11 protein-coding genes are annotated in these 13,090 nt (G+C 66.6%); 6 read left to right on the top strand and 5 right to left on the bottom strand.

Translation table 11 applies throughout. The annotated features are described in order from the left end of the window. Position 1 precedes the first annotated feature (1 nt). A complete protein-coding gene (locus tag CHU93_RS07760; protein WP_094473525.1) occupies positions 2-907 on the bottom strand; it encodes a haloalkane dehalogenase in 906 nt (301 codons plus the stop codon). Next, the gene (locus CHU93_RS07755; RefSeq protein WP_243375406.1) at positions 882-2,186 is read right to left on the bottom strand and encodes a spinster family MFS transporter; all 1,305 of its coding nucleotides are present in this window, start codon (positions 2,184-2,186) and stop codon (positions 882-884) included. Before CHU93_RS07755 ends, CHU93_RS07760 begins: the two co-directional genes overlap by 26 nt. A 111-nt stretch (positions 2,187-2,297) precedes the next feature. Between CHU93_RS07755 and CHU93_RS07750 the strand changes: the two genes are divergently transcribed. From CHU93_RS07750 to CHU93_RS07730, 5 genes are all read left to right on the top strand, one after another. Next, the gene (locus tag CHU93_RS07750) at positions 2,298-3,731 is read left to right on the top strand and encodes an NAD-dependent succinate-semialdehyde dehydrogenase (protein ID WP_094473524.1); all 1,434 of its coding nucleotides are present in this window, start codon (positions 2,298-2,300) and stop codon (positions 3,729-3,731) included. Between the two features lie 43 nt (positions 3,732-3,774). Beyond that, positions 3,775-4,509, top strand: a complete 735-nt coding sequence (locus CHU93_RS07745) for a 3'(2'),5'-bisphosphate nucleotidase CysQ (RefSeq protein WP_341476568.1) — start codon at positions 3,775-3,777, stop codon at positions 4,507-4,509. A 125-nt stretch (positions 4,510-4,634) separates the two neighbouring features. Continuing rightward, complete coding sequence (locus CHU93_RS07740; RefSeq protein WP_094473523.1) at positions 4,635-5,558, top strand: hypothetical protein; 924 nt, start codon at positions 4,635-4,637, stop codon at positions 5,556-5,558. Beyond that, on the top strand, positions 5,555-6,094 hold the full coding sequence (locus CHU93_RS07735) for a DUF2141 domain-containing protein (protein ID WP_094473522.1): 540 nt from the start codon (positions 5,555-5,557) through the stop codon (positions 6,092-6,094). The genes CHU93_RS07740 and CHU93_RS07735 overlap by 4 nt, the downstream gene beginning before the upstream one ends. A gap of 89 nt (positions 6,095-6,183) precedes the next feature. Then, entirely contained in the window at positions 6,184-7,344 is a 1,161-nt protein-coding gene (locus tag CHU93_RS07730; protein ID WP_243375404.1) for a glycosyltransferase, read from the top strand. A 100-nt stretch (positions 7,345-7,444) separates the two neighbouring features. Here the strand turns inward: CHU93_RS07730 and CHU93_RS07725 are convergent, their stop codons facing one another. Continuing rightward, positions 7,445-8,671, bottom strand: a complete 1,227-nt coding sequence (locus tag CHU93_RS07725; RefSeq protein ID WP_243375401.1) for an acyl-CoA dehydrogenase — start codon at positions 8,669-8,671, stop codon at positions 7,445-7,447. Between the two features lie 88 nt (positions 8,672-8,759). On the opposite strand from CHU93_RS07725, the gene CHU93_RS07720 reads away from it, so the two are divergent. Beyond that, entirely contained in the window at positions 8,760-9,770 is a 1,011-nt protein-coding gene (locus CHU93_RS07720; RefSeq protein ID WP_094473521.1) for a fumarylacetoacetate hydrolase family protein, read from the top strand. 12 nt (positions 9,771-9,782) lie between these two features. Here CHU93_RS07720 and CHU93_RS07715 read toward each other — a convergent pair whose 3' ends face one another. Together CHU93_RS07715 and CHU93_RS07710 are read right to left on the bottom strand one after the other, a co-directional pair. Then, complete coding sequence (locus CHU93_RS07715) at positions 9,783-11,285, bottom strand: S8 family serine peptidase (protein WP_094473520.1); 1,503 nt, start codon at positions 11,283-11,285, stop codon at positions 9,783-9,785. Between the two features lie 11 nt (positions 11,286-11,296). Then, positions 11,297-12,742, bottom strand: coding sequence for a hypothetical protein (locus CHU93_RS07710; protein WP_094473519.1), 1,446 nt, complete (start codon positions 12,740-12,742; stop codon positions 11,297-11,299). Between the last annotated feature and the right edge of the window lie 348 nt (positions 12,743-13,090).

Genomic DNA, 13,090 nt, shown 5'->3' with positions numbered 1-13,090 from the left:
CTTACCCCCTGTTGATATGGTCGAGGATGATGCGCACCAGCTCTTCGGGTGCGTCTTCCTGCAGGAAATGGCCGCCGCCGGCCACGATCGTGTGCGGCTGGCCGCGGGCGCCGGGCACGCGTTCGATGAAGACCTTCTCCCCGCCCGCCGTCACGGCATCCTTGTCGGAAAAGCAGGTGACGACCGGCTTGTCGAAGCGGGACAGCACCTCCCACGCCGCCTTGTTCTCGGCGACGCTGGCATGTTCGGGCGTGACGGGCACCAGGGTGGGGAACTGGCGGGCGCCTTCCTTGAACGTCTCGTCCGGGAAGGGCGCATCATAGGCGGCGACTTCGGCCGGGGTGAGTTCGCGGGTGGTGCCGCCGTTGACGATGAAGCCGACCGGGAATTGCGGCACGCTTTGCGAGAAATCCAGCCAGGCCTTGAAGCCCGGCGACCAGCCGGTGCCCACCGGCAGCCCGGTGTTGGCAATGACCAGCCGGGCGAAGCGTTCCGGGAAGGCGGCCACCAGGCGCAGGCCGATGAGGCCGCCCCAATCCTGGCAGAACAGGGTGATGCCCTTGAGATCGAGCGCGGTCAGCCAGTCGCTCATCCATTCGACATGGCGTTCGAACGTGTAATCCGTGCGCGCCGCCGGCTTGTCGGACTTGCCGAAGCCGATGAGATCGGGCGCAACAACGCGGTGGCCGGCGGCGGTGAGCGGGCCGACGAACTTGCGGTAGAGATAGGACCAGCTGGGTTCGCCGTGCATCAACAGCACGGGGGCAGCATCGCGCGGGCCTTCATCAACATAATGCAGCCGCAGCGGTGCGCCTGAGGCGCGGTCGGTGAGCTGGTGGTAGTGCGGCGCAAAGGGATAATCGGTCAGGCCGGCAAAGGCCTCATCCGGCGTGCGCAAGACCTGCATCGGTCGCATCCTTTCCGTTGGTTTCGCGGCCAAGCGCGCGGGCGCCCAGCCAGAACAGCAGCGCCGGCAGCAGCCCGGCCCAGGCCGCAAAATACAGCACGATGCGCACCGATTCGGCGCCATAATCGGCCTTCAGCCATTGCGACAGCGCCCCAAACAGCAGCGGGCCAAGGCCCAGCCCGATCAGATTCTGGCCGAACACCATCCAGGCCGCCGCCATCGCCCGCGTGTCGGGCCGGGCCAGCACCTGGGCGGCGCCATAGGCCGGGCCGTAATAGGCCGAATTGGCGATGGTGGGCAGCACGAGCAGCGCAATCGCCAGGCGCCAATCATCGGCGGCATAGCCCATGAACAGGATCGGCGCGGCCAGCACCATGGCAACCGCCGGCAGGGTGAGCATGTGGCGGCGATCCTTCGCGCCCCAGCGATCGGCGGCCCAACCGCCAGCCCAGGTGCCAATGATGCCGGCAATCCCGAGGATCACCCCAACCCAGAGCGAGGTTTCGCCCACCGACAATTTGTGGGTGCGCTGGAAATAGATCAGCACCCAGACGCCCTTGCCATAGGAAAGGAAGGCGACGAGCGAGGCCCCGGCGAGGATCAGGCAATAGGCCGGCGAGGTGGCCAGCGCCTTCAGCCCGGCCCACATCGACAGGCGCGGCGGCGCGTTGACGGGGGCGGCACGGGCGCGGCGCGGGTCTTTCAGCACCAGCCAGACGAAGATGGCGAGCGCAATGCCGGGCAGGCCGACCAGCCAGAAGGCCTGGCGCCAGCCCAGCGCCTCGGCAACGCCGCCACCGATCAGCGTGCCCATCAGGCCGCCGATGGGGATGCCAAGGCCGAAGAAGGCGATGCCGCCGGCGCGCTTTTCGGGCGGCAGACTGTCGGCAATCAGGGCATGGGCGGTGGGGGTGCAGCCGGCCTCCCCCACGCCGACGCCGATGCGGGCGAGCAGCAATTGCCAATAATTCTGCGCCACGCCGCACAAGGCCGTCATGCCCGACCAGACGACGAGGCACATGGCGATGAGCTTTGACCGGTCGGTGCCGCCCTTGTCGGCCCAGCGGGCGATGGGCACGCCCAGCGTGGCATAGAAAAGCGCGAAGGCAAGGCCGGTCATCAGGCCGATCTGGCTGTCGGACAGATGGAGTTCGCGGGCAATGGGTTCGGCCAGGATGGAGACGATCTGGCGATCGATGAAGTTGAAGATATAGACGACCAGCAATGTCCACAGCAGCAGCCGCGGATGCACAGCGGTTGGCGGCCCGTTGGCGCCCATCCATTTCCCTCCCCATCGGCGGGCTTTTGCCCGTCCCAATGTCAGCCTGCCCGCAAGCCCCTTGGCTGGCAAGCTGCTTGGATTAGAGAGTTATCGCAAAGGAGCCCTGCCATGACCGATTATCCCGCCCGGCCCAGCCTGTTCATCGATGGCCACTGGCTGGCGCGCGAGGGCCGCGATGTGCATGTGGTGATCAACCCGGCCGATGGCCGCCCGCTGGCCGAGCTGCCGCTGGCCACCACGGCCGATCTGGATGCCGCGCTGGATGCGGCCCAGCGCGGCTATCCGCTGTGGCGGGCAACATCGATCGATCAGAAGGCCGCCGTGCTGGCCGGCGCCGCCCGGCTGATCCGCGAGCGCAGCGAGCTGATCGCAACCACCGCCACGCTGGAACAGGGCAAGCCGCTGGCCGAAGCGCGCGGCGAGGCGGCCTATACGGCGGCGCTGGTGGAGTTTTATGCCGGCGAGGTGCGCCGCAACTATGGCCGGGTGCTGGCGCGGCCGGCCGGGCAGCGCAGCCTGGTGGTGCACGAGCCGGTGGGCCCCAGCCTGGCGCTGTGCCCGTGGAATTTCCCGATCCTGAACCCGGCGCGCAAGCTGGCGCCGGCGCTGGCGGCCGGGTGCAGCATGATCATCAAGCCGCCCGAGGAAGCCCCCGGCACCGCCGCCTTGGTGCTGCAATGCTTCATAGATGCCGGGCTGCCGGCACCGGTGGCCAGCATGGTGTTCGGCGTGCCCGACCACGTGTCGCGCGACCTGATCGCCAGCCCGGTGATCCGCAAGATCAGCTTCACCGGATCGGTGCCGGTGGGCAAGCATCTGATGGCGCTGGCTGCCGCCGGGGCCAAGCGCACCACCATGGAACTGGGCGGCCATGGCCCGGTGATCGTGTGGGAGGATGCCGATTTCGAGAAGGCGGTCACCATGGTCAGCGCCTTCAAGTGGCGCAACGCCGGCCAGGTGTGCGTATCGCCCACCCGCATCATCGTGCACGACGCCATTGCCGACCGGTTTGCCGCTGCGCTGGCCGAGCGCGCGCGGGCGCTGCAGGTGGGGCCGGGGCTGGATGCCGGCACCCAGATGGGCCCGCTGGCCAACGCGCGCCGACCGGCTGCGATGGCCGGCCTGATCGGTGATGCACTGGCGCAGGGCGGAACCTTGCTGGCCGGCGGCGAACGGCTGGGCAGCGCCGGCAATTTCTGGGCCCCAACCGTGCTGGCCGATGTGCCGCTGACCGCCCGGCTGATGAACGAGGAGCCGTTCGGCCCGGTTGCCACCGTGAGCCGTGTCACAACGCTTGACGAGGCCATTGCCGAGGCCAACCGCCTGCCCTTTGGCCTTGCCGCCTATCTGTTCACCGAAAATGCCCGCACCGCCAACATCCTTTCGGACGCAGTGGAGGCCGGCATGGTGGGCATCAACATGATGGCAATGAGCGCCGCCGATGCGCCCTTTGGCGGGGTGAAGGACAGCGGCCACGGCAGCGAGGACGGGCCGGAGGGGATGCGCGCCTTTCAGGTGGTGAAGGCCATCCACCAGCATTGATGCGACTTGCGCCCGCTCCCGGTGCCTGCCAGTGGAGGCGGCCATGATGACCGATGCCGCTCTCGCCCGCCAGCTTGCCACCGAAGCCGGCCAGATCCTGCTTGCCCTGCGCCGCGACAGCGGCCTGGAAGGCAAGGCGCTCGGCAAGGCCGGTGATGCCGATGCCAACCGGTTTCTGATGGACGCGCTGCGCGCCGCCCGGCCGGACGATGCCATATTGTCGGAAGAGGAAGCGCCCGATCTGGCGCGGCTGGCGGCGCGGCGGGTGTGGCTGGTCGATCCGCTGGACGGCACGCGTGAATATGGCGAGCACCGGCACGACTGGGCGGTGCATGTCGCGCTGAGTATCGATGGCCGCATCGCCGATGGCGCCGTGGCGCAGCCGGCACTGGATCAATGTTTCTGCACCGCCAACCCGCCGGCCATCCCGGCCCCGGCGGATGCCCTGCGCTTTGCTGTCAGCCGCACGCGGCCGGCGCCGATGGCCGAGGCGCTGGCCGCCACCGTGGGCGGTGAACTGGTGCCGATGGGCAGCGCCGGCGTGAAGACGCTGGCCGTGGTGCGCGGCGAGGTGGATGTCTATCTGCACCAGGGCGACATGAACGAGTGGGACAGCGGCGCGCCCGCTGCTGTGGCCCAGGCCGCCGGCCTGTGGGTGTCGCGGCTGGACGGCAGCGCGCTGAAATTCAACCAGGAACGGCCGCTGACGCCCGATATCCTCATCTGCCACATGGAAAACCGCGACCGGCTGCTGGCCCATATCGCCCCGCTGCTGTGAGCGAGCCGCCGCCGGGCGCGCGGCCGCCCTTGCCCGCCTCCCGGCCCCAACCCTTGTCCGACGTCGCGAAATTGCCATATTGGCGCGATAGGGCCGAGACGAGTTCAGAGGATTTGGCGCCAGACATGTATCAGAGTGACGCCGGCGCCGCCCCCTCCAGCCTGGGACCGGAAACGCTGCCTGCGCTGCCGCGCAGCGAGCGCGGCTGGACCTGGTGGGTGGGTTCGGCCATCACCCTTGCCGTGCTGATTGCCGCGCTGGTGCAGCTGGCGCAGGTGGATTTTGCCCGCATGGTGGCGATCGTGCCGGCCGGCATCGGTTTCTGGGCGGTCTATGCCCTGTCCTATTTTGCCGGGCCGCTGGGCGATTTCATCATCTTCCGCCGGCTGTGGCAGATCCCGGCGTCGGGCTTCCTGGCCCTTTTGCGCAAGCTGATCGGCAACGAGCTGATCACCGGCTATGTCGGCGATCTTTATTTCTACACCTGGGCCCGGCAGCGCACCGGCATGACATCCGCGCCCTTTGGCGCCATCAAGGATGTTGCCATCCTGTCGGCGATGGCAGCCAATATTGTCACCCTCATCCTGATGGTGATGGCCTATCCGCTGCTCGACACGCTGCATCTGGGCATTGATTCCAGCGCCTTCACCTGGTCGGTGGTGCTGATGCTGGTGATTTCATCGGGCGTGCTGCTGTTCCGGAAAATATTGTTCAGCCTGCCGGCCCGCGACCTGTGGCATGTGACGGCGGTGCAGATGCTGCGCGTGGTGGCAACGCTGGTGCTCACCGGCTGGTGCTGGCACCTGGCGCTGCCGGCCGAAAGCTGGAAGCTGTGGGTGCTGCTGTCGGCGATGCGCATGCTGCTGTCGCGCCTGCCCTTCCTGCCCAACAAGGATGTGGTGTTCGCCGCGCTGGCGGTGTTCATGATCGGCCAGGATGCCGCTGTCGGCACGCTGATGGCGATGATGGCCAGCCTGTTGCTGGTCACCCACCTGGGCCTGGGCCTGCTGCTGATGGGCAGCGAGGCGGCGGGGTGGCGCAAGAAATGAGGCAGGCGGCACTGGCGGTGATGCTGGCCCTGCTGCCCGCAGCGGCGCAGGCGCAGGTGGAATCCAACCCCAATCTGGGCAAGGCCGAAGGGCAATGCCGCCCGAACGAAGCCGGGCCGGCGGTGATTGTCACCATTGTCGGGCTGAAGGACCGCAAGGGCAACATGCGGGCCGAGCTGTATCCGGACAATGACAAGGATTTCCTGGAAGACGACAATATCCTGATCAACGCCGGCAAGACGTTCCGCCGGGTGGAAATGCCGGTGCCGCCGGCCGGCGCCGTGCAATTGTGCATCCGTGTGCCGGGGCCGGGCCAATACACGCTCAGCCTGCTGCACGATCGCGACATGAACCGGAAATTCGGCCTGTCATCCGATGGCGTGGGCTTTCCGAACAATCCCAAGCTGGGCCTGTCCAAGCCCAAGGCCGCCGCCGTGCGCTTTGCCGCCGGGCCGGGCCTGACCGATATCAGCATCCGCCTGAATTATCGCCGTGGCCTGTTCAGCTTTGGGCCGCTGGATCGCCCGGCAAATTGACCGGCGACCGCAAAGGGGGTTGACCCTGCACCCCCGCCGCCGCTTATGGGCACAGGCCCAACCCGGCAGGAAACCGCACGCACGTGCACGTGGTCGACATCTCTGCGCTTTACTCGCCCGATGGCGGCGGGATCCGCACCTATACCCACCGCAAGCTTGAGGTGGCGGAGCGCCACGGCGTGCGGCTGACCGTGGTGGTGCCGGGCGCCGAGGATGGCGTGCGGCAGGTGGGCAAGGCCCGGCTGATCAGCATCAAGAGCCCGCGCTTCCCGCTGGACCGCAATTATTTCTATTTCGCCAGCGACCGCATCATCCATGCCGCGCTGGACGCGCACCAGCCGGATTTCATCGAATGCTCCTCGCCCTGGGGCAGCGCCGCGGCGGTGGCGGACTGGCCGGGCGCCGCCCCGCGCAGCCTGTTCATGCATGCCGAGCCGCTGTCGGCCTGGGTCTATCGCTACCTCGATGGCTTCCTGCCGCGCCAGGCCATCGATCGCGGCTTTGACTGGTTCTGGCGCTATCTGCGCCGGCTTGATGCGCGTTATGATCAGGTGATCTCGGCGGCGCCCAGCCTGTCAAAGCGGCTTCGCGATGGCGGCCTGACCCATATTGTCGACAATGCGCTGGGCGTTGATCCGGGCGTGTTTTCCCCGGCCAACCGGGATGAGGGCCTGCGCGCCCGGCTGCTGGCGCAATGTTCGCTGCCGCCCGAAGCCACCTTGCTGGTGGGCGTGGGCCGGCACAGCCCGGAAAAGCAGTGGCCGATGGTGATCGCCGGCGTGACGGCGGCCAGCTATGGCCGGCCGATGGGCCTGATCATCCTGGGCGATGGCCATGGCCGCGCCAGCGTGGTGCGCGCCGTGGGGGAAAATCCGCACATCCAGCTGATCGCGCCGGTGCGCGACCGGCCCGAATTCGCCCGCATCCTCGCCAGTGCCGACATGATGGTGCACGGTGCCCCGGCCGAAACCTTTGGCATCGCCTGCGCCGAAGCGCGGGCCAGCGGCCTGCCGCTGATCGTGCCCGACGAAGGCGCGGCCTATGACCAGCTGGAGCCGGGGCTGGGCTTTGCCTTCAAGTCCCTCGACGCCGCCAGCCTGGCCGGGGTGCTGGCCGAGGCGATTCCGCAATTGCCGGCGATGCGCGCCCGCGCCATCGCGGCCGCGCCAGACTGCCGCACCATCGATGAACATTTCGAGGCGCTGTTCGCCGGCTATGCTCAGGTGCTGGCCAGCCGGCGGGCGGCCTGACCCCCGTCAGCAACTGGTCGAGGCCGGCCCCCGGGGGCGGTGCGTCCCTCGACAAGCCCGGCACGAGCGGGTTTGTCTTCGACGCTGACAGGGCGTTTGCCTAGAAAAACGCCTGCAACCCGGTCTGCGCGCGGCCGAGAATCAGGGCGTGCACATCATGCGTGCCCTCATAGGTGTTGACCGCTTCGAGGTTCATCACGTGGCGGATCACGCCATATTCATCGGAAATGCCGTTGCCGCCGTGCATGTCGCGCGCCTCGCGGGCGATGGCGAGCGCCTTGCCGCAATTGTTGCGCTTCAGCAGTGAAATGGCTTCCGGCGCCAGGCGCTTTTCGTCCATCAGCCGGCCGCCGGCCAGCGCGGCGGTGAGGCCCAGGGTGATTTCGGTCTGCATGTCGGCCAGCTTCTTCTGCACCAGCTGGGTGGCGGCCAGCGGCCGGCCGAACTGCTTGCGGTCCAGCGTATATTGCCGGGCGGCGTGCCAGCAAAATTCGGCGGCGCCCATTGCGCCCCAGGCGATGCCGTAGCGCGCGTTGTTGAGGCAGCCGAACGGGCCGGCGAGGCCTTCGACGCCCTTCAGGACACGCTCTTCGGGCAGATGCACATCGGCCAGCACGATCTCGCCGGTCACGCCGGCGCGCAGCGAGAACTTGCCTTCGATCTTGGGGGTGCTGAACCCGGCATCACCACGTTCCACGATGAAGCCGCGGATCTTGTCATCCTCGCACTTGGCCCAGACGACGGCGACATCGGCGAGCGGCGAATTGGTGATCCACATCTTGGCGCCGGTGAGCAGCCAGCCGCCCTGCACCTTCCTGGCGCGGGTCTTCATGCCCGCCGGGTCCGATCCGGCGTCGGGCTCGGTCAGGCCGAAGCAACCGATCAAATCGCCGCTGGCCAGGCCAGGCAGATAGCGTTCGCGCTGTGCTTCGGAGCCGTAGGCATAGATGGGGTACATCACCAGCGACGACTGCACGCTCATCGCCGAGCGATAGGCCGAATCCACCCGCTCCACCTCGCGCGCGATCAGGCCATAGGCGACATAGGACGCGCCGGCGCAGCCATAGCCCTTGATGGTGGGGCCCAGCAGGCCGGCGGCGCCGAACTTCTTCATCAACTGGGGATCAAATGTCTCGTGCCGGTTGGCCAGCTTCACCGCCGGCATCAGCTCCGCATCGCAAAAGGCGCGCGCCGCATCGCGGATCATCGCCTCTTCCTCGGTCAGTTGGGCCGCCAGCAGCAGCGGGTCTTCCCAATCAAACTTCGGCCATTTGGGGGCGAAATGCTGCCCATTGGCGTTGTTTTCGGCGGCGGCGGCGGTGGCCATGGTGAAACTCCCTTTTGGCCTGTCTTAAGCCGGCAAATGCGCCGCGCCAAGGCTTGCCAGCCGCGCCAAACGGGTTCAGCAAGGCATTATGAAGCTCGCATCCCTGAAATCCGGCCGGGATGGCCGGTTGGTCGTCGTTTCCAAAGATCTGGCCTGGTGCGCCGCACCGCCGCCCATGTATCCCACATTGCAGTCGGTGCTGGACGATTGGGATCGGGCCGCCCCGGTGCTGGAAGGGGTGGCGCTGTCCCTCTCTCACGATGCCGTGCCGCACGCGCGTTTCCATGAACGGGATGCCGCCGCCCCCCTGCCCCGCGCCTATCAATGGGCCGATGGCAGCGCCTATGTGAACCACGTCGAGCTGGTGCGCCGGGCGCGCGGCGCCGAACTGCCCGCCAGTTTCTGGCATGATCCGCTGATGTATCAGGGCGGCAGCGACGAATTCCTGTCGCCGCGCTGCGCCATTCCGTTCCACGATCCGGCCTGGGGCCTGGATCTGGAGGCCGAGGTGGTGGTGGTGACCGGCGATGTGCGCCAGGGTGCCAGCCGTGAAGAGGCGCTCGCCGCCATCCGGCTGGTCGGCCTCGTCAACGATGTCTCGCTGCGCGGGCTGATCCCCGATGAACTGGCCAAGGGCTTCGGCTTCGTGCAGTCGAAGCCGGCCTCTGCCCTGTCGCCCGTGCTGGTGACGCCCGAAGCCCTGGGTGCGCGCTGGCAGGATGGCAAGCTGATCGGCACGCTCAGCATCGATCTGAATGGCCAGCCGTTCGGCCGGGTTGAAACCCATGTCGACATGACGTTCGATTTCGGCACGCTGATCGCCCACCTGGCGAAAACCCGCAACATCGGCGCCGGCAGCATCATCGGTTCGGGCACGGTGTCCAACCGCGATGCCGATGGCGGCCCCGGCCGGCCGGTGGCCCTTGGCGGCCGCGGTTATGCCTGCATCGCCGAACAGCGCATGGTCGAAACCATCCACGATGGCGCGCCCAAGACCGGCTGGCTCAGCCCCGGCGACGTGGTGCGCATCGAGATGCTGGACGAAAAACACCACAGCATCTTCGGCGCCATCGAACAGACGGTTTCGGCGGCTGGTTGAACGGCTGCGCGATCAGGCCTGCCTGACCGCGGCCAACACATTGAGCCTGCCAAACCCCATGAAATCGTTGCGGCCGTTCTGGTAGGCAAACTGACCAACCTTGTCGGCGGTGCCGGTGATCAGGTTGCGCACCCGTGCCTCGGTCAACTGCGGATTCTTCGACAGCACAAGCGCACAGGCGCCCGCCACCAGCGGTGTTGCCGATGATGTCCCGTTAAAGCGGGGCGCATAATCACCATCCGAATAGCCAAGGCCGCCGATCACATCGGTCGTCCGGTTCTGCACGCCGGGCGCAGCGACATCGATCTCGGGGCCAAGGCATGAGGCCCAGTTGGTCTCGTTGTCGGCGGTGGTCTTGGTCTTGGCTTCATCAAACTGGTTGCTGGCAGCAACGGCGAGGACACCAGGCAGGTTCGCCGGATAATTCACGGCACCGCCATTGTTGCCGGCGGCCGCCAGAACGACCGCCCCCAGGCCCCCGCGCCCGCTGGTGCGGGCCCGGTTGATGGCACTGGTAACGGCGTTCGACTCTGCGCCCCCGCCCCAACTGTTGCTGATGATGTCGGCCCGGCCCGTGCTCCATGCCCAATCGATCGCATGGGCGATGATGGCATTGCTGGTCACCCAATTCCGGTCAGCGGTATGCGACTGCGCCAGGCGCACCGCGACCAGGCTCGCCCCCGCGCCGACACCGGCGACCGACCCCGGCCCGGTCTTGCGGGCGACGGCCAGTCCGGCACAGGCCGTCCCATGCCAGTCTGTCGGATTGGGCGCCTGGAAACTGTCCCGGTCAATGGCATCATAGGTGGCCACCACGGCCGGGGCGAGATCGTGATGGGTGATATCAACCCCATCATCGAGCACCGCCACCCTGATCTGGGGGCTGCCCTGCTGGATGGCCCAGGCCGCGATCGTGCCGGTGATGTGCAGCGCATATTGATTCTGGAATGTGGCCGGCAGGGCCGGCGGCACGGGGCCGGTGCGTTGCGGCATGTGGGTGCCAAACAACACGAAATCCGGTTCGGCATAAAGCGTGCGCTGGTCAGCATCGAGCGCTTCGACCACGGCGAAGATGTCGGCACCGTCGGGAATGCTGGCCAGCACCCGCTCTTCCTCCCGCGACAGCAGCGCAAGCCCATGGTCGGCCAGCAGCGCATCAATGTTGCTGCCGGGCTCGGCGCCGATGATCACCTTGCCGCATGTCACGGCATGGCCGTCGCCCACCTTGAACACGGGCTGCGCACCGGCAACGGCATCCTGGGCCTCCAGTGCCGCCAGCACCGGAAGCGATTCTGTCCCGGCCTGCCAACCCAATGGATGGGCGGCACTGGGTGCGGCGACGATTGAAACGCCAGCGGGCTCCAGATCAAAACCGTTGGCCAGCGGGCCCGCCCCAGCGCTGCTCAGGGCGGCCGCCCTGTCTCCGCGGGTGCCGCCGGCGAAACGGACCGCCACCAGCGAGGGATCGACATCCAGAACGACGGGGCGCCCGCCGACCTTGTATTGATAAGCCATGATGCTGCTCCTTACTTCGGATCGGCTGCGGCCTCGCGCAGGTCGTTCAGCTTCTTGCGTGCTTCTTCCTTGGCGATGGCACGCTTGAGGGCTTCGGTTTCGGCATCGCGGAGCGTATCAAGGCCCTGGCCAACCGCATCGACGACGCCAGCGACATCGGCCGAAGCCGGGGCGCTGCCATATTCAAGGATCGAAGGCGCGCCCAACGCATCAAATTTGGCCACGGCGGTGCGCGTGCCAAACAGGCCGCCCTTGCCGACCGACAGAAATTGATCCCTGGACAAGTGCATGAGCGCCACCCTGCCCGTCAGGCTGGCATCCTGGCCGGGCTTGCTGGTGTCTGGGGTGCAGTCAGCGCCTGATGCGGCTGATGCGCATGGCTGCACGCTGACCGAGGCCCCGATTGGCAGGCGATAGACCAGATGCTTGTGGGGTTTGTCAGCGCTGCCATAGGGCTTGCTCTTGTCTTCGGGTGTTCGGTGGTTCGGATGGTTGTCGTCGATGGTCAGGGCGAGCCTGAACCCGTGGACGCCCGGTACCTTGACGCTTGCAAGGCTGTCCTTGAGCGACATTTGCGGCGCTGGATAAAACCATTCGCCGTAATCGACAGAAGCCAGCACCTGCGCCGTTGTCGCATCGGTGATCATGTGCCGTTTCGTCAGGGTCAGGCTGTCGCGGAACTGCGCGCGCCGGGCGCGCCAATCCGCGAGCAGGGCTGTCGCGGCCGGATTGCCCTTGCCTTCCGCGATCGAAGTCTCGAGATTGTTGATCTTGCTGTTCAAATCCGCAAGTTTCTTGAAGATTGCCTCCACGACATCAGAGCAAGCCGGGAGAGGATCGGGCTTTCTTGGCGAATCAACTGAACTTGGACCGACACTGGCTGCCGCGACCTTGAACGCCAGGTTGGCAATGCTCTTCAGGATTGGCCCGCCCTGGCCTTCGGCGGTCGAATTGAAGGCGGCCAGCGTCTGATCAGCGTTGAGCTCCAAACGGACGGTTCGCTTGGCAAACACCCCGCTTCCGGCATCCAGCAGCACGCGGGCCGCCAGATCAGCAGCACGCTCGGGCACAACCGTGATGGTTGTTTCAACCTCTGCGTCACCGCCACTTGCCGGACAGGCGGTCAGTTGCTGGCTGATCGTGACATGCAGAACGGTTTTCGGCAGATAATAGGCCAGCAGCGGTTTCGCCGCGGTGGCCTGAACCTTGTCAGCTTCAGTCGGGACAACAGCTCCTTGCCTGTCCTTGGCCTGAACAGGCAGCACAGCGAGCATCATCGCGATCGCGCTGCCTGCCCCCGCCAGCAATGCCTTGCCGGATGTGATCAGCGAAACTTGTGCTGTTGTCATGGCATCCCCCAAATGGCCCGTCGCGAATCGCGGCGTTTGGGCGTCGAGATTGGGAATATCATCGTGATCGAAACGTGATTTTTCCGTCTCTCCTTCGATGGACTGCACAGCTTCATGCCGTGCCTTTCAAACAGCTGGTGCCGCCGCTTGATGCGGCACCCTTGGCGCAAACCAGTATTATCGGGTTGATCAACCAACCATTGGGCGGAAGGCCGAAGCCGGGCATCAACGGCCAGGATCGGTTAGGCGGACGGTGGATGCAGGCGAGGTACAGCAGCTGACCCCAACAGCGTGAACAGGCCCTTTCACATCCGAACCGCTGGTTCCTGTTCTGGCGAGGAATCGCCGCCGCCATCCGCGTGCCGCCCTTGCATTCATGCACCACAGAGGCTTGTGTGCGCATGTGGGCGCTGGCTGGACACGACTGGAAGCGAGGTTTAGTGGAAATATGGTCAA

The sequence above is a fragment of the Sandarakinorhabdus cyanobacteriorum genome (assembly GCF_002251755.1).
GTDB classification, from domain to species: Bacteria; Pseudomonadota; Alphaproteobacteria; order Sphingomonadales; family Sphingomonadaceae; genus Sandarakinorhabdus; species Sandarakinorhabdus cyanobacteriorum.
The sequence above is the reverse complement of the archived record's forward strand: the minus strand, read 5'-3'. Positions and strand labels throughout refer to the sequence as shown.

What these genes read in the sequence shown, in the direction of transcription:
- CHU93_RS07750 (WP_094473524.1), top strand. Translation starts at nt 2,298, where the DNA reads ATGACCGATTATCCCGCCCGGCCCAGCCTGTTCATCGATGGCCACTGG.
- CHU93_RS07715 (WP_094473520.1), bottom strand. Translation starts at nt 11,285, where the DNA reads ATGGCTTATCAATACAAGGTCGGCGGGCGCCCCGTCGTTCTGGATGTC.
- CHU93_RS07760 (WP_094473525.1), bottom strand. Translation starts at nt 907, where the DNA reads ATGCAGGTCTTGCGCACGCCGGATGAGGCCTTTGCCGGCCTGACCGAT.
- CHU93_RS07725 (WP_243375401.1), bottom strand. Translation starts at nt 8,671, where the DNA reads ATGGCCACCGCCGCCGCCGCCGAAAACAACGCCAATGGGCAGCATTTC.
- CHU93_RS07745 (WP_341476568.1), top strand. Translation starts at nt 3,775, where the DNA reads ATGATGACCGATGCCGCTCTCGCCCGCCAGCTTGCCACCGAAGCCGGC.
- CHU93_RS07735 (WP_094473522.1), top strand. Translation starts at nt 5,555, where the DNA reads ATGAGGCAGGCGGCACTGGCGGTGATGCTGGCCCTGCTGCCCGCAGCG.
- CHU93_RS07755 (WP_243375406.1), bottom strand. Translation starts at nt 2,186, where the DNA reads ATGGGCGCCAACGGGCCGCCAACCGCTGTGCATCCGCGGCTGCTGCTG.
- CHU93_RS07720 (WP_094473521.1), top strand. Translation starts at nt 8,760, where the DNA reads ATGAAGCTCGCATCCCTGAAATCCGGCCGGGATGGCCGGTTGGTCGTC.
- CHU93_RS07740 (WP_094473523.1), top strand. Translation starts at nt 4,635, where the DNA reads ATGTATCAGAGTGACGCCGGCGCCGCCCCCTCCAGCCTGGGACCGGAA.